A 24945-nucleotide genomic window follows, 5' to 3' on the forward strand; every position below is an offset into this window, starting at 1 on the left:
TGCATAATCAGCCAGTCAGTGCATTTTGTGGTGAAGCTTATGGGGGTCGAATAACAGGTCTATAAAAAGAGTTAGTGGCTATGCGCAATTTAACTACAATAAAAAACGGTATTATGAATCACTTTCTAACTACTTAATTAATGATCCCTAAGTGAGTATCAATCTGATCTTTCATCCTCTTAGGGGATTGGCACTCACTTACTAACCAAAATTAATCTTTGAAAAATCAGATTTTTTATTTATGTTTTTCTTGATATCTTCAAACATTAAAACCCTATCAAGGCATATATCCGAAGATGGGGTTTTGTCTTCTGACAAGGTATTTAAAACACCATAATCTTCATCATCATTGCTGGCATTTGCACTTGTTATGGCTTCTATTGATTCACTCATCGGATTAGGCTGGTTTAATTTTTTCACCGGATCAATAAATATATCCTCTCTTTTAGTTGGTTTTAACTTGGTTTTTACCAACTCTTCAAATGTAGATTTAGCTTTTTGACCTCGTAAGCCTGCCATAGTCTTAAGGAGAACACTTGGTTCAAAACAATCAACGTCAGATCCGTACTTTTTACGTAATCTTGATCTAATATTCTCCTCGGCCTTAGTCATTTTATCCCCAGTAATTGATTTTGTTTTGCGTCCACTAACTGCGCTTTTGAAGCTCTCTGATAACTTAGGATCAAGTAATTGAATATCAACTTCGATCCCTTGTTCTTCAAGTAAACGAGCCTGTAAATATTCAGCATCGGCTTTAGTTGGACAAACAAAATCACATTCTCGAGTATCATCGCTATGACGCAGGACTCCACGAAACAGATTTTGCATAAGATTATTTCTGTGGATAAAATTATCTAAATCATCAAATGTTAATCCTGTTACGTGGCTAAGAACGTGTTTACTTGAAACATCTAAATCCATATTGAACAAACAGCATATTAATGAATTTTCCTTTAGATGGTTTATACCTTTAGTAATCGGGCTTGTAACCGTTAAATCAAAGTTATCTTTTAGCTCATCTTCAAAAATACCTTGTTCTTGCTGGTCTTTATTGATGTTAATTAACATTTTATTGTGTTTTTCACCAAAGGTACTAATCAAGGTTTTACTAATTCTTGATGGCAAATATGGAATGCGAGATATGCGTGTCTTTGCAAAATTGTGTGTCGTAACAAAATGTATTTTTTTGATTCGTTGTTGTAAATTTTCAGAGCGACATTTCATTTTTATAGACTTAAACATAACCCCACAATTATTGGTTAACATTTTAACATATGGGTTATTTTCGATTTCATCACCAACAAAAAACACGGCTTTAAACATTTTCAATTTCTCAATGTTGAACATATATAATTGCGTGATTTTGTTCTTTAAAGTAAGTTCATCTTTAGCGATATAGTAATACGTTACGTTGTTTAAGTTTGGTGCTCTTTTAGCAGCATCAACTCTCGCATACATATGTTCTTTATCACCAATGTTGGCTTGACTACCCATGTACGAGAGACCGTGAATACTCGCGCTAATTACTTTGTGTGTTTCACCGTTAGATTCAAATTCAATGTATTTTTTCAATTTCGAGACTTCAATATCGGTCCATTCGTTAGATATCTTTTTTGCAGTTGGTAACGAACTGATATCATCAAACACTATACGATGCTGACATTTGAACATTTCATCCAAATTAACTAATTCAAGACCAGCCATTGTGAGGAATATGATTCCCCCTTTGCCTTTGTTTTGTAATTCGTCCAATGCAATATTAAATTGAATACTAACAGCTGATTTTTTTTCTCCTGTGTTTTCATCTGTACCTGATGCAATTGTTTGAACGTTTAATAAGTGTTCGTTATATTGGTTGTTAGTTAAAACACCACTTTGCCTTAGCTCAATTAAATACTTGTCTGTTTCTTGATAACGGCTATCTGTAACTGTCTTATTAAAGCTTTGCTTATCAGGGCATACATAGATAGTGATCTCGTCGTTCATCATCCAATCTATTGCATCCCGTACCATTTGGTACGATTTGCCAGATCCAGGAAGTCCCACAACCATTGTTGCATCTAACTCTGATAAATCGCCTAATTCGATGGATCCTTTAACTTTGGTTTTAACAACTTCAATTTTAGGTTTGTTCGTAGTAAGGGCTGTTATTTTATCGTTTATACCCTTAATTTTTAAATCTAATGAATCAATATAATTTTTATTATCGCCCCTTATCTCGCCACCACCATATTGTGAACCTGTAGCTTTCATGGCATTACTAACTTGATTTTTAATAGTAAAGGTCATTTTGCTAAGATTATGCTGCTTAAAACGGGTCACATACTCAGTTACGGTCGCATGGTCTAAACCTATTTTAAAACATGAGCAAGCAAGGCTAAAACTCGTTTTGTTACCTTTGTTCATGGTAGATTTAATAGCGGATGCCAATACCTTTTCAGCATACTTGCGTTTGTTCGCTCTTTCTAAATCTGATAAATCGTGCCAGCTTACATACTCGCCCGCTGTTTTAGTCGCTATTAGGGCCTTTTCTTTCTTACGAATAATAGCTTGTTCTTCATTATGCAGATTTAAAATAGCTGTAATTGCCTGTTCCATTTCAACAACTTCTGCATTATTGTATAATTTTATTTTGAAGTTTTCGCCGCCAGTCAGATAACATTTACTGTTAGGGTTGGTTGGCATATAATCGTAATATTTATTTAAAGATACACTCGAAAGTAATGATTTAACGGTATAACGACAAAGTTTAGTGAACATTTGACGGTTTTTTGGGGTGTTTTCTAAGTCAGTTAACCAAAATGCTTTGATTCCACCGTTAGGGCTACGGAACATGAATAAAGGTTTCGTTTTCTCCATTCTTGACCATACTTCGTTAAAGTCTGTTTGGGCAATTTTATCAAGATCCGCATGGATTAAACCGGAGATATGCCAACGATTGTGATTCCACATATCGTTTTCATCTAATAATTTACGTTGACCATCATAATAAGCGTGTGGCAAAAAACTTGGAAAAAAATCATCTTTACTGACCTGATCTTTAGATGCCTCTTTCGCTTTAAGGTATTTCGATTGGCAAGCTGCGAAATTATCATTTTTAAGTTCTCTTAATAATGATAATAAAGGCTTAATTGTTACATTAAAATTATCGCCAGTTGTAGAAAATGCGATTCGTAATTGCTGTATTTGTGCTTTCATCTCCTTCTTGTTGCTTACTTTTGACATTTTGTCACCTATGTTTTTATTGGTGACTACTAAATAAGATATTTATTTATGAACGATTAATTCCAGTCATAAATATTGTTAGATTGTTATTTTAGTAGTTCCTTATTTTTATTAAAAATTGAATTGATGTTTATCGAGAACATTAATTCAAAAATGATTTGTTAAAAGCCTCTTAATTGAGGTTTTTTTATGCGTAGATATTTATCGATTTTTTAGGATGAACTAAATACCACTTCTGGCTGTTCTGATCTGACGGTTTCAATAACTGGAAGATGTGGTATCGAAGTTTTTACTGGACGGTTTGTGATTCTTTTGATTAGCTCACTAACACGTATTTTGGCTTGGTTTAATTCTTTCTGACGTTGACTGATCGCATCTCTATGCTTCAGCATTAATTTCTCAATAATGTTCATGTTTATTTCCTCAATTAGTTATGCTCTATTTCCTTTTTTGAAAACGCAAAAAAAACTGTTCCATTTTGGCAGTCCAAAATTAGATACAGTTCTATAAAATATTTAAAATGCAGGTCTCGAGTATTTCGAACCAGTTAGTTAACGATTATTGTTAACGTTGAAAATGCTAACTGTTCTGGTTTGATAAGTCAAGTGTTTTTTTGTGAGGTGTGTTTTGTCTCCGCCTGTCCCTAATTCGTATTTGGATAGTGGTGAACCTTGATTCAGATGACATTAATACGACACGTCAGCTGGTGATTGAGCAAGCCTTGATTTCCTCGAATTTCATAAGTAATCACAAACGTTTGATTTTGAATAATTAGACCAGCATTATCTAAATCGACATTTTAGAATGAAAATCGATAATCCTGCCTATGAGAATGAACACTCGAAAGGCAGTCATTCTCACAGGAAATTTGATCATATTAAAGATGCGTACCAAGTCGAAAGAAAATATTAAACAAGAAAGCTCTAACGATAATTATTGTTAGTACTTCAATAGTGAACAATCTAATATTTTATTAGCACCGATCCATTGCTGTATTTTGGGGAGCTGTTTTTCTATTTTGCTCCTACATATCACTAAATATTTTGTATCATTACCTTTTTGCGTAGTAAAACTGATTGTGTACAACCAGCCTTTTTTTATTAAATCTTTTTTAGCGAGGGATTTGTGGCTCTGCCATTGCTTATCACTAATCAACTCATCATTTAACAGGAACTTCTTATAGAAGACAAAGAAACCATTCTTTGCTTCATATTCCAATAGAACATTCACGAATTTATCCAGTGCTGTGTATCGTGTATGTTCTTCGGAATACAGCCTTAGAAAATCAGGATGAATACTCTCAATATTACAGCGGTATGCATTATTTTTTACTTCATCTTCCGTAAAAGTGATCATTTTGAAATGTTCATCACTTTTCATACTTTGATAATTCTTATCATCAGGTTCAATAATAATAAGATTGTACCCAAGCCTGCGTCCCGTTTGCTTCATCTGTTCTGGCAGATAGTAGTAAATGCTCTTATTATCAATTAACGTGATATTAATTAAACCATCTTTGTAAATAGTAATATTATTTACCAATTTAGCGATTTTCTCGCCATTTTCCCGTTTAGATTCACTATCTCCGTTGATTATTTTCTCTTTATCATCACCCCATGACTTAATATCGTCGAGTGTTTTTCTACTTCCTGATGTCAGCAATACTTTCTGTTTTTCTTCCGCTAATTTAACTTCTAAATCACTTATATTTTGATTCAATTTTATTAATTCGAGCTTTGCGAAATCGCCAAATGACTCAGGGTTATCGAATACTAATTTTTGCTTCGTATTGAATAACTCTGTTTTTGATATTAACTCTTGCTTTAATGAAATTAGCTTTGAATCATCAATATCGGATTCGGCTAACAAAAGGTGGCTCAGAGCATTCACCACAATATGATCGAGGGTGTAAATCTGTTCGCTTAATAGGCATTTGTGATTGATACAAGTGTAATAAACCGCGCCTTTTCCTGTGGAGTGATTTGCACTTAGTGGTGAACCACAATCACCGCAGAATAAAAACCGTTTACCAGCAAGAAGGGTATAACTTTGGCGATTGCCATTAGATTTAGATTTTTTCCTTGAGTGCTGTAATTGGTAATATTCTGCTTCTGTACAAATTGTTTCTCCATTGAAGCTGTAGTATCCATTCAGCTTGATTGGCTTCTCATGCTGGAGGCTTATTTCCAAGCAACCAAATAGAGCTGGACTGCTTAAAATATCTCGAATGCCCTGTTTAGTATATTTTAACCCTTTACCCTCTAAGAAATTCTGGCAACGACCCAAGCCGTTTTTTAGTCCATATTGAACAAGATCCTTTGCTATTATCCAGTTCTCACTATGCTGACGAACTGGAGGGTTTTTTCTCGTGGTTCCTTCAGTGGTCTTTGTTGTGATGTAAAATGGATGATGCCCTACACCGATATCATAAGGATAGCCGCAAGGTGTCCGTTCACCATCTAAAAATCGGTTAACTTGAGCTTGTGCGTTTCTGTTAATGTAATAACTTTTTCTCGCGCTTTCCTCGTTGGCTGTGGCGAATGCAAAACCGACGAGAGCGTTATTCATTGCCTTGGTTTGGTTGTCTACTGCATTGCTATAGAGGTGATTATCCATAGTGGTGTATATTTCAATACCTTTACTTAGTATTGAATTGAAAAGCTCCATAGAATTCTCAAAATCTAAGCGGGATAGGCGGTCAAGATGGCGCATTACGATAATATCATGAGGCTTGATCGTGTTATTATCAATATCCTTTAGTAGCTCGCCGAGCTCACCTTTCAGGTGATCTCCTTTGTAAGCACTCTTACCTTCGTCTTTGTAAATACGACCTACAGTTGTATTGTATTTAATAGCAAGCTCTTCTAACAAAGGTCTATCATTCTGTAGTGACATCGACAGTCCTTCGAGTTGTTTTGCTTTCGATACCCTGCAATATGCGTAGATCATAATTCCCTTGATTAATAGATATTTTAATGACGACTATGCTAACACAGCTCCGGCTAATTTACCTAAAGAGGGCGGGCGGTTTGATCTGGCGATTGCGCTTGGGATTTTAATTGCTTCCGATCAGGTTCAGGGAGATCAGGTTAAGCAGTTCGAATGCTTTGCCGAGCTTGCCCTGTCCGGCGAACTGCGTGCAGTTGACGGTATTATTCCCTGCGCGCTGGCCGCTAAAGAAAAATCACGCGCTTTAATCATCTGTTGTGAAAATCAGCATGAAAGCGCCTTAACCGGCGTGCAGGCTTTTGTTGCCTCTAACCTTACTGATGTTTGTGCTTTTCTGCAGGGGCAGAAATCGTTAGCGCAGGCGCAGTTCTGCTCGACACCTAAAGCGCACAATCAGCCGGATATGAGTGACGTATTAGGACAGGAACAGGCGAAAAGGGTGTTAGAAATTGCCGCTGTCGGCGGACATAATTTATTATTAGTCGGCCCGCCCGGTACCGGCAAGAGCATGTTAGCAGAACGTTTTATGACCCTGCTGCCGAAATTAAGCGAGAAGCATGCTCTGCAGACGGCCGCAATTTATTCTGTCTGCGGTAAACGCCGCGATGACTGGTATCAACCGCCGTACCGTAGTCCGCATCACAGTGCCTCTTCCGTCGCGCTGGTGGGAGGCGGAGGAAAACCTAAACCGGGAGAAATATCCCTGTCTCATCGCGGCGTTTTATTTCTGGATGAGCTCCCGGAATTTCCTAAATCTGTTTTAGACAGTCTGCGCCAGCCGCTGGAAACCAATGAGGTTACTATTTCCCGGGCTGCTAATCAGGTTACCTTTCCGGCAGATTTCCAATTGATCGGTGCAATGAACCCCAGTCCCTGCGGACATATAAGCGGAGAACTAAGACGCAGTACGCCGGATCAGATCCTGCGTTATCTCGGGCGGTTATCCGGGCCGTTTTTAGACCGCTTTTCCCTGTCAATTATGGTGCCGTTATTACCTAAAGGAACGCTGGCCTGTACGCAGGCTGGACGGAAGCCGTCAAGTGAAAGCAGTGAGCAGATAAAAGTTCGTGTCCTGCAGGCAAGAGAAAAACAGATCCTGCGTCAGGGCAAATTAAATCATGCGCTGACTACTCGCGAGATAACTGAATTTTGTAAGCTGAGTATTGATGACGCAGAGTTTTTAGAGCATGCCATTAATCAAATGGGCTTATCAATTCGAGCCTGGCACAGTTTATTAAAAGTTGCGCGCAGTATTGCAGACTTAGCCGGCAGTGAACAGCTGCAGCGTCAGCATCTGCTGGAGTCTTTGTCGTATCGGGCAATGGATCGCTTATTAAAAAGTATTTCTTATGAGTAATTTCACTCTAATTCTTATTTTTACTGTCTGGGAAATATTTTGTTTTAAATCGGGTGGACGGTGCTTTTAAAGCGTTAATGGTCTGCTGTGAAAGAGTTGGGTTTTGTAACTCAATGAACTTCCTATCTTTAAGGTCCAGCTCATTGATGAGTTCCAGGAAATAAAATTCAAACAGGAGCTCTGTTACTCCGCTCCTGTTTAAACGAGTTAATCCCAGCTGCAGGCGTTCAGCCAGCAGAGGTTTTTTCGGGTTAACAAAAAAGAACAGCGGGAAGGGGTAATGAATCACGATATTCTTTTCTATCGCTAAACCAAGTGAGGGATGATTTGACAGTTCAGAATTAATTTCATTTATACCTCGAGCGAAGCAGTCAAAACGGTTCATAGACAGCTGCTGAAATAATAGATCCCGTTTAAAAGTTGTTTTTACAGTGATTCCATTACTTTCTAATATTTTAGTATCCGGCCAGTTATGGTGCTGGCTGATAGTAATGTTTTTTTCTATCCACTGCTGCTTACTGCTGATACCTGTGAATTTCTCTTGATTACCCTCTTTGATTAAGCATAAACGATAACCGTAAAGCCCCTGCAGAATAGGAATACGAACTGCAGTCGCCTGCTGCTCTCGTTTTTCAGTTGCAATGAAGTGTGCTAAATCGATACGTGAGTTTGCAAGCTCACGCAGGGCACGGTCCTGCTCCATGGCTGTTGAGGTAATAAGCTGATATTCTCCATAGTCATCTTTGGTTATTTCCAGTGCGCGGTACAGAGTATCCCAGATAATACCCGAGTCGGCAGCGGTTTTATTCCATAGGACTATCTCGTTATTTTTAGCCAGACTAAAATTCGCTTTCAGTGCCAGAAGTAAAAACAGTATTATTATATTCTTCATTATCAGTAACCCTTTTATTAGTAAAATTAAAAAGTTATAGCTAATTCTGTGTATCGGGTGATCCGCTTGTATTCTGTAAATATTTTTCTCTAAATCTTTGTGTCGGTATTTTCAGCGCCTGAATGGTCTTTTCTGATAAGGTCGGATTATGCAGATCAATAACCGTTCTGTCTGTCAGTTTTAATTCATCAATAATCGGTGAGAAGAACTGCTCAAAAGTTCGGTCAAATTCACCGGAGTCGGTTAATCTCTGCAGTCCTAACTGTATACGCTCTGCTAAAAGGGGGCGTGATTTATTCACAAAGAAAAAGATCGGCAGCGGATAATAGATCAGCAGTTTTTTTTCAATAACAACACCTTGAGATTTATGGCTTAAATACTCTGCATAAATTTCACTGGCGCCGCGGCTGAAGCAGTCAAAACGCCCCCGGATCAGCTTTTGAAACAGCAGCTCTTTTTTATGGGTGGTTTGTACGGGAATATTATTGGAACGTAAAATGGTGGTATCGGGCCAGTCCTGATGCTGACCTATGCTGATATGCTTATTAATCAGCTGCTGTTTATTTTCAATATTTTGAAAAAGAGTCTGATTTTTTTCATCGATTAAACATAAACGGTAACCCATCAGGCCGCTGAGTAGAGGAATACGGATCGCAATAGCCTGTTTTTCTCGTTCTTCTGTTGGCGCGTAGGTTGCTAAATCAAGCTTTGCATGTTCCAGTCTGCCCAGTTCAACTAAAGAACGCCCCTGTTCCATTTTAGCTGATTCTATTAACTGATAATCTCCGTACTCTTCTGTGGTTACCTCTAATGCCCGATGCAGATAATTCATCACGATGGGTGTCGGATTATTATAAAGGCTGTCCCAGACAATAATTTTAGTGACCCTGGCATAACCGTATGAGTTGTAAAAAACAAAAAAAATAATAACCAGCCATTTCATTTATAATCATCCTGATTAATGAAGGATATTAGGAAGTGTAATACGAATAGACCCATTTTTAGTAAAAAAGATACTTTATTAACTGCTTGTATTCAAAAAACTTGTAAAAAAAAAGATCCGCACCATAAGGGGCGGATCTTTTATCTGCGGACTTACTCAGCGCTGAAATTACAGGGCTTTGATCGTTTTAATCTGCTCGTTTAATTTATCACAAGTTGTCTGCAGTTCATCCTGCTTAGCACGCTCTTTAGCAATAACGGCTTCCGGTGCATTGCTGACAAAACGTTCGTTGCTTAACTTGCCGGAGATTTTTGCCAGTTCTTTGGCCGCTTTCTCAAGCTGTTTATTTAAACGTGCAAGCTCAGCTTCTACATCGATTAACCCTGCCATTGGGATTAACAGTTCAAGTTCACCAACAAATGCGGTTGCAGAAACAGGTGTTTCTTCACCTTCCGCAACAATAGTAACCGTCTCTAATTTTGCTAAAGCGCTTAAGAATGCTTCATTATCAGAGAAACGTCGCTGGTCTTCGGTTGTTGCGTTTTTAGCTAATAAGTTAAGCGGCGTTTTCGGGCTGATATCCATTTCACCACGGATATTACGAATCGCTACGATAACTTGTTTAACCCATTCAAGATCTTCAACCGCCAGCTGGTCGTTCAGCTTCTCGTTAAATTCAGGGAAGCTTTCAAGCATGATGCTGTCACCGCCTAAACCAGTAATACCTTTCACACGCTGCCAGATCTCTTCGGTCATAAACGGCATAATCGGGTGTGCTAAACGTAATAGTGTTTCAAGTACTGTGATTAATGTATTACGTGTACCGCGCTGCTCAGCTTCACTGCCTTTAAATAGTACTGGCTTAGTTAACTCTAAGTACCAGCCGCAGAACTGGCTCCATGTGAATTCGTATAAGATATTTGCCGCTAAATCGAAACGGAAGGTATCTAAAGCATGCGTATATTCTTTAATGGTATTCTGCAGTTGACCCTGGATCCAGCGATCTGCAAGACTAAGCTGCATTTCATTACCTGCATCACTACCGAAGCCTGAAGGATTCTCTTCACAGCTCATTAATACATAACGGCTGGCATTCCATAGTTTATTACAGAAGTTACGGTAACCTTCAAGACGGTTCATATCCCAGTTGATATCACGACCCGTTGAAGCCATTGCCGCCAGTGTGAAACGCAGTGCATCAGTACCGTGTGCTTCAATACCATCCTCAAAGGCTTTACGCGTTTGTTTTTCAATTTTCTTAGCCAGCTGCGGCTGCATCATATTGCCGCAGCGCTTAGTCACTAAGCTTTCTAAATCGATACCGTCGATCATATCTAAAGGATCTAGTACGTTACCTTTAGATTTAGACATCTTATCGCCGTTTTCATCACGGATAAGGCCGGTTACATAAACGGTTTTAAACGGTACCTGTGGTTTGCCGTCTTCATCTTTCATAAAGTGCATGGTCATCATGATCATACGGGCAACCCAGAAGAAGATGATGTCAAAACCTGTTACTAATACATCTGTAGAGTGGAAGGTTTTAAGATCCAATGTCTGCTGCGGCCAGCCTAGCGTAGAGAATGTCCATAGACCCGACGAGAACCAGGTATCTAATACATCATCATCCTGGGTTAATACTACAGAATCATCTAAATTGTGTTCTTTACGTACTAATGCTTCATCGTGACCTACGTAAACTTTACCTGATTCATCATACCAGGCCGGGATACGGTGCCCCCACCAAAGCTGACGAGAAATACACCAGTCTTGTACGTCGTTCATCCACGAGTTGTACATGTTCTCATACTGCTGCGGTACAAATTTGATATCACCGTTGGCTACTGCTTCAGTTGCTGTTTTAGCCAGTGGAGCAACACGTACATACCATTGGTCGGTCAGCATAGGCTCGATAACTACGCCGCCACGGTCACCGTAAGGTACGGTTAAATCATGAGGTTTGATTTCATCTACCAGACCTAGCGCTTCAAGCTCAGAAACCACTAATTTACGTGCATCTTCACGTGTCAGGCCCTGGAACTGCTGTGGTAATGCTGTGCTGTAATCGCCGCTCTTTTCACCGTTGCTGTTGAATACTTCCGACTCATCACGGATGCAGGCATCAAAGGTTAATACATTAATCATCGGCAGCTGGTTACGTTTACCTACTTCGTAATCGTTAAAGTCATGCGCTGGGGTGATTTTTACACAACCCGTGCCTTTTTCCATATCAGCATGGTCATCAGCAATAACTGGGATTTCACGGTTTACAAATGGAAGAAGAATTTTCTTGCCGATCAGATCTTTGTAACGCGGATCTTCAGGGTTAACCGCAACAGCCGTATCACCCAGCATGGTTTCCGGACGTGTTGTTGCTACAACCAGGTAGTTTTTACCGTCAGCTGTTAATGCGCCGTCCGCTAACGGGTAACGGAAGTGCCACATTGAGCCTTTAACATCTTTGTTTTCAACTTCTAAGTCTGAAATAGCAGTATGCAGTTTTGGATCCCAGTTAACTAAACGCTTACCGCGGTAGATAAGGTCGTCGTTGTACAGATCTACAAATGTCTTTTTAACCGCTTCAGATAAACCGTCATCCATGGTAAAACGTTCACGATCCCAGTCTACAGAGGTACCTAAACGACGCATCTGCTTAGAGATATTACCGCCGGATTCGGCTTTCCAGTCCCAGATCTTATCAATAAAAGTTTCACGACCTAACTCTTTACGAGTTTGTCCTGTTTCAGCAAACAGTTTACGTTCAACAACCATCTGTGTTGCGATACCCGCGTGGTCGGTACCCATCTGCCATAGGGTATTTTTACCCTGCATACGCTGGTAACGGATAAGCGTATCCATAATCGTATCCTGAAAAGCATGACCCATGTGCAGACTACCCGTGACATTCGGCGGCGGGATCATGATGCAGTAGCTTTCTTTATCAGTATCACCGTGCGGTTTGAAATAACCTTTCTCTTCCCACGTCTGGTAGTTTTTCTGCTCTATGGCACTTGGGTTGTATGTCTTTTCCATGTGTTAATCTTCTGTTTTGGTGGTTGACTCAACAGTTTCTGTATTTTTAACTGTTTGAGTAGAAAGTGTCAGGCCCATTTTTTTATAGGCGCTGTAACGTGTTCGTGCTGCAATTTTTAAGAGCTCCGCAAAGGGAACAAAATCGATGACCTGCTGGAAGTTAACCGCAAAGTCCGGCACGTTTGAACTTAAATTTATTAATATCTGGCGAGGGTGTGTCGGGGCCTGCCAGCTGATTTCAACTGGCGTACCGAAACGCGGGCCTTCGCCAAGCAGGTTGTGCGGTACAAAACTGTCACCGTCAAACTGCCATAGGTATTCATCTACCGCAAATGCATCCTGCCTCGTATCGGTATAAATAAATACTTTTCTGTTCTGCAGATAATAAAAGGCTGCAGTCGAACAAGCATATGCAAAATGTGCAGGCAGCACCTGACTCTCCGGCTCTGCTTGTTCGTCTAATATATAAAAAACAACCTGGCTCATTATTTAACTGTTTGCTTCTGTTGTTTCATTTTCACTGCGGTTAATTAAAAACTGCGTTAATAATGAAACCGGGCGGCCGGTCGCTCCTTTGTTAGCACCGCTTTTCCAGGCTGTTCCTGCTACATCTAGATGTGCCCAGTTATAACTTTTAGTAAAGCGGGAAAGGAAGCAGGCTGCAGTAATGGTACCGGCAGGGCGTCCGCCGATATTAGCCATATCTGCAAACGGGCTGTCCAGCTGTTTCTGGAACTCTTCATCCATCGGCAGCTGCCATGCTTTATCACCAGACTGGTTTGATGCATTTAACAGCTCATGTGCCAGACCTTTATGCGGTGTCATTAATCCGCTGATATTATGACCTAATGCCATAATACACGCGCCGGTTAATGTAGCAATATCAACAACACATTCTGGTTCAAAGCGTTCTACGTAAGTTAATACATCACATAAAACCAGACGGCCTTCAGCATCTGTGTTTAATACCTCCACTGTCTGTCCTGACATAGTGGTTAAGATATCACCGGGACGATAGGCATTAGCCGCCGGCATATTTTCTGCTCCGGCTAAAATACCGATAACATTAATCGGCAGATTAAGTTTTGCTAATGCTTTCATCGCGCCGAATACAGCTGCCGCCCCGCCCATATCATATTTCATTTCGTCCATGCCTGCGCCTGGTTTTAATGAAATACCGCCGGAGTCAAAAGTCAGCCCCTTACCCACTAATACAATTGGTTTCTGATCTTCGCCGCCGCCGTTGTAATGCATTAAAGACATATAAGCCGGGTGATCCGAACCTTTTGCCACTGCTAAGTAACTGTCCATTTTCAGTTCAGTCATCTGCTCAGTATCAACAATTTCAGTGCTGATTTTATCAAAGCGCTCATCCAGGGCCTGTGCCTGTTCTGCTAAATACAGTGGTGTACAGATATTCGGCGGCATATTAGCCAGATCTTTACAGGCTTTCGCACCGGAAGAAACTGCTAAACCATGCTGCAGTGCAAGTTCAGCGCGTGCTAATTCCTTACGGCTTGGTACATTGAAAGTTAATTTACGCAGAGGACGACGCGTATTGTCTTTATTGGTTTTGAACAGATCAAAGTTATACAAAGAATCTTTTGCCGCTTCAACGGCCTGACGTACGGCCCAGTATGTATCGCGGCCTTTAATATGAAGTTCAGAAAGGAAACAGATTGATTCCAGTGAGCCGGTGTCATTTAATGTGGCAATGGTTTTAGCGATGATCTGTTTGTATTGTGTTTCAGTTAATTCCCGCTCTTTACCACAACCGACTAATAAAACACGTTCGCTTAATACGTTAGGCACATGATGCAGGAATAAAACCTGGCCGACTTTACCTTCGATATCACCGCGGCGCAGCAGGGTACTTAAGTAACCTTCGCTTATCTCATCAAGCTGCTCGCCGGCTTGTGATAAACGACGCGGTTCGAATACACCAACGACAATACAAGCACTACGCTGTTTTTCCGGGTTACCGCTTTTAACTAGAAATTCCATATGTATCCTTAAGTCGAATAGATTATATTACGATTAACTGTGCTATTTTTCTGAAAATGCAGTTATTATAGAGGTATGTGGATCTTGATAACTCTTCTAAATATACAAAAATAGCAATTTTACCGTATTTACTTGCTTAATCCACTATTTTACCATCTTTCATAGAATCTTATTTTACACTGGAGAACAGGGTGATACTTCTTCGTTATCTAATGCTGGAAACATTTAAAAGCCAGATTGGAATTCTGTTTGTTCTACTTCTTATTTTTGTCAGCCAAAAATTTATTTCCATACTTGCTCAGGCCATTAAAGGTGTTATTCCACCGGATCTGGTCATGACAATCCTGTATTTAAATCTGCCCACACTAGGCACATTAATGCTGCCGATCAGTTTTTTTCTGGCTGTTCTTTTTGCTCACGGCCGCCTGCACAGCGAAAGTGAAATGGTGGCAATGACATCATGCGGATACAGCCCTAATAAAGTGCTTAAAGCAACGCTGTTATTGTCATTTTTAACCTTTTCTTTTGCTTCTTTTAACAGCCTGTATCTAGCGCCTGCTGCCGAAGATGAGATGGTTAGTGTTATTGAAAATGCGGAATCGGATGCTGGTACAGCAACGCTTATTGAAGGACGTTTTCATAAAACCTCCGATAACGGCGGAGTGGTTTATATTGAAAAATATAAAAACGGTAATGAATTAGAAAAAGTGTTTGCCGCTCACTGGCCTCAAGAAGCAGGCAAGTCGCCTTCGGTATTATCTTCATTAACCGGCAAGGTGGAAGATAAAAGCGACGGCGTGTGGCTGACACTTGAAGACGGCCAGCGTTATGCAGGTATTGTCGGCCAGAATGAGTTTGATAATACCGGCTTTGACTCTTACGAAGTGCATATTGCTAACCGTGAAGTACAGAGCAAAGTGCGCGGCGTAGAGGCCCTGCCGACTCAGCAGCTGATTGGTGTGGCAGATCTTAGCTATCAGGCGGAGCTGCAGTGGCGTATTGCGATTCCTCTGTCAATATTACTGCTGACTTTTATGGCTGTGCCGCTGGCGAAAGTCAATCCGCGTCAGGGACGTTACTCCAAATTATTACCTGCATTAGCTTTGTATTTAACCTTTTTCTTATTATTAAGTACATCAAAAAGTCTTATTGAAGAAGGCACTTTACCTGCATTAAGCATGTGGGTGGTGCAGATTATATTCTTTATAGTCGGTCTTATTTTACACCTGCAGAGTTTAGGTAAGTTCACTAAAGTTAGTCAATCCAAGTAACTTGGTTATAAAAACGGAATTAGCATCATGGGTATTTTAGATCGTTACATTGGTAAAACTATTTTTGCAGCCACTTTTTTAAGCCTGTTTGTTTTGATCGGCTTAAGCAGCATCATTAAATTTGTTGAGCAGATGAGAAATGTGGGGCAGGGCACTTATGATGCACTGGCAGCCGCTTATTTTGTGGTTTTGAAAATGCCGGTTGAAATTGCGGTGTTTTTCCCGATGGCCGCCTTAATCGGGGCATTAATCGGATTAGGCAGTCTGGCAAGCAGCAGTGAGCTGGTAGTAATGCAGGCTGCCGGCATGTCCAAACTGCGTATTGCCGGCGCTGTATTGAAAACCGCGATTCCTATGGTATTGATGGTGATGGTGCTGGGGGAGTTCGTTGCCCCGCAGACGGATAAAGAAGCTTATTCTATGCGTGATCAGGCTCGGAGCGGGCAGGAACAGGTGAGTAATAAATACGGTGTATGGGTAAAAGATGCTAAGTCCTTTATCAGTATCGGGCGTATGAACAGCCAGTCAGAACTGTTTAATGTTCAGCTGTATTTTTTTGATGATGAAATGAAACTTGATAATGCGGTTGTTGCACAAAAAGGCGTGTACCAGCAGGGCTCATGGTTATTAGAACAGATCAGCCGTACCCGTTTCTTAGATGACAAAACAGCGGTGGATCAGCTTCCGGAATTTGTCTGGAAAACTGAGCTTACCCCGAAAAAATTAGAGGTGATATTAAGCGATCCTGACAAAATGTCGATGCGCGATATCTATAATTATATCCAGTACCTGGAAACCAATGAGCAGGATGCGAACAGTTACTGGCTGGTGCTGTGGCGTAAAGCGGTGCTGCCTTTTACTGTTATTGTAATGATGCTGCTGTCTGTTTCATTTATATTCGGCGGTTTACGCTCGGTAAGCATGGGAACCCGCCTGATTTTTGGTATTGCCAGCGGTTTTGCTTTCCACGTATCCGGCGAGTTATTCGGGCCCTTTAGCCTGGTATTTAACCTGCCTCCGTTACTTGGGGCACTGCTGCCGAGTATTCTGGTGTTAACGATTGCTATGTATCTGCTGAAACGACAAAGTTAAAGTACTGCTGATACAAAAATGCCGCCTGAACTTTCTACAAGTTCAGGCGGCATTTTTATTTAACTAATAAGGGGATTGTTATTTATCCTGATCCATAAACGCCATGCCTTTGAAGCCTTTCCAGTTGCTTAATTCTTTTGTTAACACAACCACTTCACATTCAGCCCATAAATCTTGAAATGCATTACGATTTTCAAAAAATGCCATAATATTGCCTAAACCGAATGCTGACGTCGCTAGACGAATTAATGCCTGGGTAAAGCTGATATTACTGCCGTCACTATTCTGTACACGCAGGCGCCATGCTTTCATGCCGATGGTCTGTCCGCCTTTGCTCCAGAAGTAACCGTAAAAAGCGACGATAACCAGAGCTAAGTAAGCAGCAAAGAGGCCGCTGTGACTTAAGTATTCTGCAGTATCTTTATAAGCATCAAGGTTAATCAAGCCCGTTTTATCAGCGATAATGGTGACTAGAATTGCAAATACAACTGCCAGCATCAGCAGTGCCGCCAGCGCAAACAGATCATAAATATATGCGCCTAAACGCTTAAAAAAATTAGCACGGGGGCAGCTTTGATATTGTTCCTGTAAGGTCGGTTTAGTTACCTTTTTCTGATTACGTTTGGCCATAATAATTCCTTAAAAAGTGAAAACTCAGTGTAACAAATGCAAAATCACTTGGCAGTTCTTTTATATTATGTGAAGTTATGAATAGTGTGAGGTGTTTAACAGCAGAGCATAAGTTTTGTCGCCTTTTTAAGCAGTTACCTGTTTATTGAATGAAATATCTTGTTTGAAATGAATGCCTAGGTATAATCCTTTTGTCTTATCAGTCATATATAATCTTTTAAGATCTAAAAATTAGCCGTTGTGATGAAATTGGTATACATAGGGGATTCAAAATCCCCCGTCGAAAGACGTGTCGGTTCGAGTCCGACCAGCGGCACCACTTTTAAAAAAACAGACTTAACAGTCTGTTTTTTTTCGCCTAGAATTTATTAAGACTCCTTTCTACTTAGGCTTTTCTATGTATGTTCAAAATAAAGATATAAGTGATGAACAGATAATTGAGGCTGTCAATACTTGCCCTACGATGCGGCAGGCACAAATTTTCGTTAATATGAGCGCAAGCAGTTTTAAAAGAAGGTGTATTGCGATCGGTGTTTATCATCCGAATCAAGGCGGTAGAAATGCCCAATATCCAGTTAGAGGTAAACATAGCCGTATTAGTTTAACTGAAATAACTGCAGGTAAGCATCCTTATTATCAGACGGATAAACTGCGCCGCAGGTTAATTGCAGAGGGGGTAAAAAAGCATGAATGCGAGATATGCGGGACAAAAGACTGGTTAGGTCAGAAGGTGGCGGTTGTGCTTGATCATATTGACGGTAACAATAGTAATCATTTATTAAGTAATTTAAGAATCATCTGCCGGAATTGTGATGGAAATCTTGAAACATTTGCGGGCAGAAATAAAGGTTAATTCTCGAATAAACTTTTTAGATTTTTTCTGCCTACAGCTTGGTAATTCTCATTTATTGCAGGCTTTCGCTTGCCGCGTCTGGTTTAACTTTTATTGTTGGAGTTCCGCCCTTGACGGCGGGTAGACGATGATAAACCGAAACGTAATTTCGCAGTTTGAGGGAGTCATGCTTTTCAACAGCAAGAAAAACAGGGCACACAGAGCTTAGCCCGCTCGTGACACTATGCAACCGCATAACTCGCCCCAAAAAGTGCAGCCCCAAGCCATTTTTTACCTTATGTTGTCCAACCGCTTTTTAACGCACCATTTCCGAATGGGCATTATGTAGCTAAACTGGCTTGTAATTCTAATGCATTGAATTATCTATAAAATAAAATGGATGTTCGATTTTTTTGTTCTGATGAATATAACCGCCATCGAATTGTCATGCTTAGGATTTGAATTCGCCTTTAACTTGTTGAAATGTAATAGCTAAAAGTTTCCTCTTAATAATGTCGCCTCTCTATTTTAGTTAACCTGTCGTAATAACTTCTTTTTTGAATATATCTGTTTTTTATAGATGAAATGCTTTTTTATCAAAAAACACTTGCGGTGAGCTATTTGTGATTTATTATGCATCTTTTTTTGTGCTTATGTTCGCCTTTCTTTTTGGTTAATCAAATAGTCCAAATCAATATGTTGGTTTCTAAAGCATACAATTATTCAATTCAAAGGTTAGATAATAATGTTTGGTTTTTTTAAAAAATATGATGCGCATTTATGCTCGGCAGTTTCAGGTCAGATTTTGCTTAATGGGAAACCGCTGGTGGGGGGGAAGGTTGAAAGAGGTTTAAACTATATCGATGATAAAAAGCGTGAAGATCATACGCTGACTGATGAACAAGGCTGCTTTACTATGCCTGCTGTTAATGTTCGCTCAAAAGCGCCTGGATGGGCGTTTGCAGAACAACTTACGATGCAATTAATTTATATTGAGCATAACAATAAACCCTATGTACTTTGGAGTGCTTGTTTATCGGGAACAGAGCCAGTACCTGCTTATGATAAAAAATTGAAAACACTACAGGCGGATCTTTCTAACCCTGAAGTTGCATTTACTTTTATCAATGAAAGCAACCCTAATGTTCCTCATTGTGTTCGCAGTGTTTGTCGATGGAATGATGACTTTGAAATACTCCACATTGTTAAAGATTAAAAAACTCATAAGGACATAAAAATGCATGATTTAACGCCGCAAATGGCAGTACAACTAGCTAACAGTGCATACCAGATAAAAGATAAAAATAAGCTTGGTAGATATGCAGCTCCGGCATTAGATTATTTAGCAAAAGATTTCGATTTTGATCTCTCCAACAATGTTATGAAAGGTGTTAGTGGTACATTTATGGAACATCTTTTCGATCATAAAACAGGTTTTGCGGTAATTGGTAAAGGTAAGCAGGGCGGTCAGTATCAAGGACATCATGTCATTGCCTTCCGAGGTACTGCCAGCAAACGTGATGCAATAACTGATCTACATTGTGGTTTAAGCACCAGTGCAAATAATCTGCCTGTTCACGCTGGTTTTAATAAAAGTTTTAATTCAATGAAGTCGGCGCTTGAAACCTATTTCACTAAAAATGATATGGGACCTGTGCACTGTGTTGGGCATAGTTTAGGTGGTGCACTGGCAACTTTGGCTGCGAACTGGCTGAAAGCTAGATATAAAGGACGACCTGTTAATTTATATACTTTCGGCAGTCCTCGCATCGGTTATGAAGGTTTCGCTAACCAAACCAAGGCGAGCCTTAATAAAATATACCGCTGTATTCATGCCGCTGACCCTGTACCTTTAGTACCGTTATGGCCTTTTGTGCATACTAATGGGGAATATCTATTAAACGCAGGGCCGAGTATTAGTGCTGAAGCGCATAAAATGGCTGGTAATGCACCCGGTTATATAAACACAGCAAGCTCATATAAAGATTTTAAAGCGATAAATAAACATTCAGGTCAGCAGCATAAAGAACAGATCCGCCTTGATTATGAAAAACGTAATCAGGCTTCATTTACATCGCAGTGGGCTCATCGAATCGGGGCCACTTTGGTGACGTTATTAAGGGATAGCGGCATGTTGGCGGGTATTCAAGTTGCGATAACCAGTACATTGACCCTGTACGATAATATTGCACTGGCATTGACTAAAATAGCCAAAATATCAGACTAGTTCGCTGCACAGCAGAAAGGCTTATTAGGGCATATGCTGGTATTTGCAGGTAAACCAACGGTTAAAATCACGGAATTAAGCTACAGCTTTATTCGCTGGGTGTTATCACTCACGCTTGAGAAAGTAGCTCTTATCGCTGGTTCGGCAGTTAGTATGACTAAATAATCTGACAACGGTTTCATCCATGAACATAAGGTCTGTTTTACTTCGGTACGCGATCTTTTACTGCTAATCTTAAAAACTATCTATATTAATAATCCCCAATACAACAGAGCGCAGCTTCCGAAAATTTGTTGTATTGGGGATTATATAATCGTTAATTTCATTTCAATTTAAATTCGATAAACCTCATCAAGACTTATCCTGGATGAACAGGTAAAATGTTATAAATATTAATAGGTTATATCGAAAGCTTGCAGTGTTGTTACCCATGCTGGCAGTAATTTAAAATCCTATAGCGGGAACCGTGCCGGATCTTTAATTTTGATATCAAGATTAAAGATCTGGTACCTGATATTTGCATGTCAGTCTCACACTGTGAGACTAACTATTGATAATTTTTTCTTATAGCTGCCCCTAGATCCAGCGCTACTAATTGGCATCTCTCTGATTCGCAAGCGAATGAAAACGCCTTATAGGTACAAAAAATTAACTCGTACTATAGATATAAATAACACCAACCTGTAGTAATGTTGACACGTTGCAACTGCATGATTATAAAGGGTAATATGTTTGTGCTTGCTGTTTTTTTGGGGAGTTATAGTATCCGATTAATCGGATTGGATTTTTTTGTCCCTTTATAACCATTGCTTATGTGTTCAGGGAAAATTAAACCTATAAGTACCCACGTAAATTTAAACGGATAATATGTTAAACACAATTTGGAGATAAAAAATGAATTTTAAAATGCTTGAAAAAATATTTGATATGAAGACCGAAAAACTAGCTTGGATTGCAGTGATTGGACTTATAGGATTACTTTACATCGCATAATGACTCGCTTAAGCAGGTTGTTTAAATACATAACGATTCGTTAGGTGTGTATTTTTTTTATTTACCATAACACCCGTTACACGAAGCTAACGAAAGGCTGCCAGATGGTGGCCTTTTTTGCATCTGACCATTAATTAACATAATCAGTATTTTATGCATATTACTTCTATGTAATTAAAAGGCTACCTTTGTTATTTTCTCTAAAACTATTGCGTGGAAGATTGGATCTATATTTAAAACCAACTTCATTAGTTGTTTATGTTTTGTGTATTATATCAACAAATTGGCAGTTTCATACTGTATGATGATGTGTTGATATAACATGTCTTTACGTAATAGGAGCGCAATGATGGCAAAATATATATTACCTTTATATTCTTTTCTACATAGATCTGTACAGGAACACAGTGGTCTTAATCAAGGGTATTCTGCTGGACGACATCGTGATTTTAATGAGGTTTATATACCAATTCCTCAAGCTTTTTATGACCACTACGGTGAGGAGGCATTACCTGATAGGGGAGTTCAATTCCAGCTTGTTTTACCTTCTGGGGACCTTTTAAATGCTAAAGTATGTCAGGATAATCGCAAAGCATTAATGTCTAATCCCAATGCATCATTAGGGAAATGGATATTTTTTGAACTAGGAATTGATTCTAATCAATTGGTTACTAATGTCGATTTAACTAATGCAGGTTTTGATTCTGTAATTTTAGAAAATAATGGGGATGGTAGTTTTAATATTTCACGTTGCTTGGAGAAAAATAAATTTCAACAAGAAATGGGCAGAGAAGATATATTTTGAATATATTATTCTGTAGGAATTGTAGTGGCCAAATAATCAGGCCACATTTTGTAAGATCATTTGCAAATTAATAAATATAGGGATGATTAATTATTTGATCTGCATTTTACATAGCATCAGTTACACGAAGCTAACAAAAGGCTGCCAAATGATGGCCTTTTTGTATGTATTTATCTCATATAGGAAACGATATAGTCGGGCTAAAGCTTCGATAGTTAAAAACTGAATATTTATGTTGTTCATTTTTGCATAACTAAGCACTCTAATTTGAGTGCTTTTTTTGTATTTTATTATCTATATGTTCGTATTAAGCCGTATATAGTCGTAAATGATACTTGTCTGTTTTTAGTGTGTTGATTTAAAAGGGAAATAAGTGATTTCCAAATCTGAATGTTTTGTAAATAGAGATCAAGACTGTAAAAATAACATGTGCGGACTCTGTGCGCATTAGCTTACAGGGGGGATGTGAAGGAAAACGGGTTCCGTTCAACATATAAATTTGTAACAGAAAAACATGGGATAGTTTTTGTACTTTGCTCTATAGGCAAAAGATAAGAGCTAACATAAATGGTTATATGTAATGTGTCCAAAAAATGCTATATATAAGCATTCTAAATTATAAAGAGAGTAAGCATGGACGATCAAAATATTTACAAAGAAGCAGATGTTGAACTAACTCAAGTGCCCCCCGTGATTGGCGGCTGGCTTCGTTTTTTAAAAATCATTTGTATTACCAAAGTAGTGGTGGTGGCCATTGCGACTGTTCTATCTGTCATATTTTACTTTGCTGGTAAGGAACTATTTGATACTCCTGCGGATTTCATCGCCGCACTTGCTGAGTCTCTGCCTATTTTAATATTTTCAGTGCTTATCCTTAAATTTATTCATATTCGTAATGAAGCAATACCCACGAAAATATATGTCATTATATTTTCGTATATGGCGACCAGTGCAGTTATATATTTCATATCATTGTACCTTTTTAACTCTGGTTATCTCACTGAAGAGCCTACGCGTTTAATTGGAGATGTTATCTATACTTTGGTCTGGACAGCATATTTTAAAAAATCTAAACGAGTGAAGTCTTATTACGGCGCTAATGCTAATGTATAAAAACATATGATGCGGACCTTGCGGCTTCTTTTTTAGATAAGCCATGAGACTTGCTGTTTTGAGGTGTTGGAAGTCACATTACTGCGTATCTTTCAACACCTCACATTCCTTCATTTTAACTACTTCAAAACCTGCAGAATCATTGGGCTCTAATAAGGTTTCTCCGAACGGGCTGCTCTCATTTTTATGAAGCAGCTTATCGACTTTGTTGAGGTCGCTAACCGGCTGAATCTTAAGTTTTTATTCTAGGACAGAGAACGCCGCCGTTCTCTCAATGACTTAATTCACCTCATCTGCAAATTCTCTTTCGACAACTGCTATCGGAATGGCATAACCAAATACTTCTGAGCCAAGCGTACCGTCAGCGCGGTAAACAGCAGTATTAATACCAACCACATCTCCCTCTGGAGTAATTAACGGGCCTCCGCTGTTTCCGGGAAGTATCTGGGTATCCGTTACAATATTTCCTCTTTCCCGGCCCATAATAATTCCCTTGGTGACATAATCTTTAAAACCCAGCGGGCTGCCGATTGCATAAACGTCCATTCCTTGAGTGAAGCGGGGGGCATTTTTCAGATACGGGGTTTTGTAGCTTCCTGTTAACTGCAGCAGAGCTAAATCAAATTCAGAACTCAGCTTAATCAGTTTAGCCTGCAGCTCGGTATTATCTTTGAGAATAATCTTAAAGGTACTGGATGCTTTAGAGCGGCGAATTTTGCTTTTCTGTTTTGCTAGTGATTTTTTGGCTTGCATATAGTTATCAGTAATTCTGCTTTGCTCTTTTTTCTGATTATTATAACGTTTTAAGTAATAATCATATGTTTCCTGCATTGTCGCTTTGTCTGTTTTGTGCGCTTTAACCATGCGTTTTTTGTAATTTTCCAGATCTTTTTTATAGCTGCGCATTTCTAATTTTTTTTGTTTTAAATAGTCCCCGGCTTCTTTTATTTTTTTCTCTTCAGACTCAAGTTTTTTTTGTTCTGATTTCCAATACTTAGTCGCAGTAATACGTACAACATGTTTGTTAGTAATAATATGCCCCTGCTCACTGATAAAAAATCCAGAGCCAGATCCTGTCAGGGTTTCTATTTTCACAACTGCAAGGGTCGCTTTTTCGATATCATTATTCGGCTTAATTGAATCACTTAAATAAGCCTGCAGATCTTGAGGCGTTTTTTTTCTACTCGACACTGCCGCTGTTTCTGTCTTGTCAAAACCGAGCTGTTCAGCATTTTTATCTTCGGCGGGAGTTACGTCTGTAAAATGCCATTTACCCTGCTCATCTTGATAGCGGTATATTTCAGCATGACTACTCACTACATATAAAGAAGCAAGTATTAATAAGGTTGGTACAATACGCTGGGCCATTTTAATTATTCTCAAATTCATTAACGACTAATACAAGTATATTAATCTTCCTAGGGTTTTAACCAAGATGGGACATTATTAACCAATATAAGCCAACAAGACAGACAAATAATAATGCAATTATTAGCCATGCCCATCTGTCACCCATAATTTTATTAAATATTAATAAATCATCATAATCACTTTGATGGAAGCGCCTTTTTTATTGAAT

19 protein-coding genes and 1 tRNA gene are annotated in these 24945 nt (G+C 39.3%); 10 read left to right on the forward strand and 10 right to left on the reverse strand.

Annotation, left to right across the window (positions count from 1 at the left end; genetic code table 11):
* Positions 1–201: 201 nt before the first annotated feature.
* From G337_RS0102165 to G337_RS0102175, 3 genes are all read right to left on the reverse strand, one after another.
* Complete coding sequence (locus G337_RS0102165; RefSeq protein WP_028862418.1) at positions 202–3225, reverse strand: hypothetical protein; 3024 nt, start codon at positions 3223–3225, stop codon at positions 202–204.
* Positions 3226–3437: 212 nt separating this feature from the next.
* Positions 3438–3638 carry a hypothetical protein gene (locus tag G337_RS0102170; protein WP_028862419.1) on the reverse strand — a complete coding sequence of 67 codons (201 nt, stop codon included), beginning with the start codon at positions 3636–3638 and terminating at the stop codon, positions 3438–3440.
* Positions 3639–4164: 526 nt separating this feature from the next.
* A complete protein-coding gene (locus G337_RS0102175) occupies positions 4165–6174 on the reverse strand; it encodes a recombinase family protein (protein ID WP_084605262.1) in 2010 nt (669 codons plus the stop codon).
* A 7-nt stretch (positions 6175–6181) separates the two neighbouring features.
* Here G337_RS0102175 and G337_RS25390 point away from each other — a divergent pair, with 7 nt between their 5' ends.
* On the forward strand, positions 6182–7531 hold the full coding sequence (locus G337_RS25390) for a YifB family Mg chelatase-like AAA ATPase (protein WP_245597614.1): 1350 nt from the start codon (positions 6182–6184) through the stop codon (positions 7529–7531).
* A gap of 7 nt (positions 7532–7538) precedes the next feature.
* Here G337_RS25390 and G337_RS25395 read toward each other — a convergent pair whose 3' ends face one another.
* The 5 genes from G337_RS25395 to pepA all read right to left on the reverse strand — a co-directional run bounded on the left by G337_RS25395 (position 7539) and on the right by pepA (position 14403).
* Positions 7539–8423, reverse strand: coding sequence for a transporter substrate-binding domain-containing protein (locus G337_RS25395; RefSeq protein WP_051302894.1), 885 nt, complete (start codon positions 8421–8423; stop codon positions 7539–7541).
* Between the two features lie 40 nt (positions 8424–8463).
* Entirely contained in the window at positions 8464–9366 is a 903-nt protein-coding gene (locus G337_RS25400; protein ID WP_051302895.1) for a type 2 periplasmic-binding domain-containing protein, read from the reverse strand.
* Positions 9367–9534: 168 nt separating this feature from the next.
* Positions 9535–12399, reverse strand: a complete 2865-nt coding sequence (locus G337_RS0102195; protein WP_028862421.1) for a valine--tRNA ligase — start codon at positions 12397–12399, stop codon at positions 9535–9537.
* Positions 12400–12402: 3 nt separating this feature from the next.
* Positions 12403–12885: a DNA polymerase III subunit chi gene (locus G337_RS0102200; protein WP_028862422.1), complete on the reverse strand. Its 483-nt coding sequence runs from the start codon at positions 12883–12885 to the stop codon at positions 12403–12405.
* Positions 12886–12888: 3 nt separating this feature from the next.
* On the reverse strand, positions 12889–14403 hold the full coding sequence (pepA, locus tag G337_RS0102205; RefSeq protein WP_028862423.1) for a leucyl aminopeptidase: 1515 nt from the start codon (positions 14401–14403) through the stop codon (positions 12889–12891).
* Positions 14404–14594: 191 nt separating this feature from the next.
* Here pepA and lptF point away from each other — a divergent pair, with 191 nt between their 5' ends.
* The gene (gene lptF, locus G337_RS0102210; protein ID WP_028862424.1) at positions 14595–15674 is read left to right on the forward strand and encodes an LPS export ABC transporter permease LptF; all 1080 of its coding nucleotides are present in this window, start codon (positions 14595–14597) and stop codon (positions 15672–15674) included.
* Positions 15675–15701: 27 nt separating this feature from the next.
* Positions 15702–16766, forward strand: a complete 1065-nt coding sequence (gene lptG / locus G337_RS0102215) for an LPS export ABC transporter permease LptG (RefSeq protein ID WP_051302897.1) — start codon at positions 15702–15704, stop codon at positions 16764–16766.
* Positions 16767–16844: 78 nt separating this feature from the next.
* Here lptG and G337_RS0102220 read toward each other — a convergent pair whose 3' ends face one another.
* On the reverse strand, positions 16845–17396 hold the full coding sequence (locus tag G337_RS0102220) for an RDD family protein (RefSeq protein WP_028862426.1): 552 nt from the start codon (positions 17394–17396) through the stop codon (positions 16845–16847).
* Between the two features lie 234 nt (positions 17397–17630).
* On the opposite strand from G337_RS0102220, the gene G337_RS0102225 reads away from it, so the two are divergent.
* The 7 genes from G337_RS0102225 (at position 17631) to G337_RS0102255 (ending at position 23366) form a co-directional block, all read left to right on the forward strand.
* Positions 17631–17715: transfer RNA gene (locus G337_RS0102225), tRNA-Leu, on the forward strand.
* 78 nt (positions 17716–17793) lie between these two features.
* Positions 17794–18249 (forward strand): HNH endonuclease, encoded by a 456-nt coding sequence (locus G337_RS27510; protein ID WP_051302898.1) that lies wholly within the window; start codon positions 17794–17796, stop codon positions 18247–18249.
* Positions 18250–18973: 724 nt separating this feature from the next.
* The gene (locus G337_RS0102235) at positions 18974–19444 is read left to right on the forward strand and encodes a DUF6795 domain-containing protein (RefSeq protein ID WP_028862427.1); all 471 of its coding nucleotides are present in this window, start codon (positions 18974–18976) and stop codon (positions 19442–19444) included.
* 21 nt (positions 19445–19465) lie between these two features.
* The gene (locus G337_RS25410) at positions 19466–20455 is read left to right on the forward strand and encodes a lipase family protein (protein ID WP_245597615.1); all 990 of its coding nucleotides are present in this window, start codon (positions 19466–19468) and stop codon (positions 20453–20455) included.
* 33 nt (positions 20456–20488) lie between these two features.
* On the forward strand, positions 20489–20620 hold the full coding sequence (locus tag G337_RS29405) for a hypothetical protein (RefSeq protein WP_281170195.1): 132 nt from the start codon (positions 20489–20491) through the stop codon (positions 20618–20620).
* Between the two features lie 1174 nt (positions 20621–21794).
* Positions 21795–22253 carry a phospholipase D-like domain-containing protein gene (locus tag G337_RS0102250; protein ID WP_169719600.1) on the forward strand — a complete coding sequence of 153 codons (459 nt, stop codon included), beginning with the start codon at positions 21795–21797 and terminating at the stop codon, positions 22251–22253.
* A gap of 633 nt (positions 22254–22886) precedes the next feature.
* The gene (locus tag G337_RS0102255; protein ID WP_028862429.1) at positions 22887–23366 is read left to right on the forward strand and encodes a DUF2569 family protein; all 480 of its coding nucleotides are present in this window, start codon (positions 22887–22889) and stop codon (positions 23364–23366) included.
* 279 nt (positions 23367–23645) lie between these two features.
* Here the strand turns inward: G337_RS0102255 and G337_RS27515 are convergent, their stop codons facing one another.
* Positions 23646–24734, reverse strand: coding sequence for a trypsin-like peptidase domain-containing protein (locus tag G337_RS27515; RefSeq protein ID WP_169719601.1), 1089 nt, complete (start codon positions 24732–24734; stop codon positions 23646–23648).
* Between the last annotated feature and the right edge of the window lie 211 nt (positions 24735–24945).

The organism is Psychromonas aquimarina ATCC BAA-1526 (assembly GCF_000428725.1).
GTDB lineage: Bacteria > Pseudomonadota > Gammaproteobacteria > Enterobacterales > Psychromonadaceae > Psychromonas > Psychromonas aquimarina.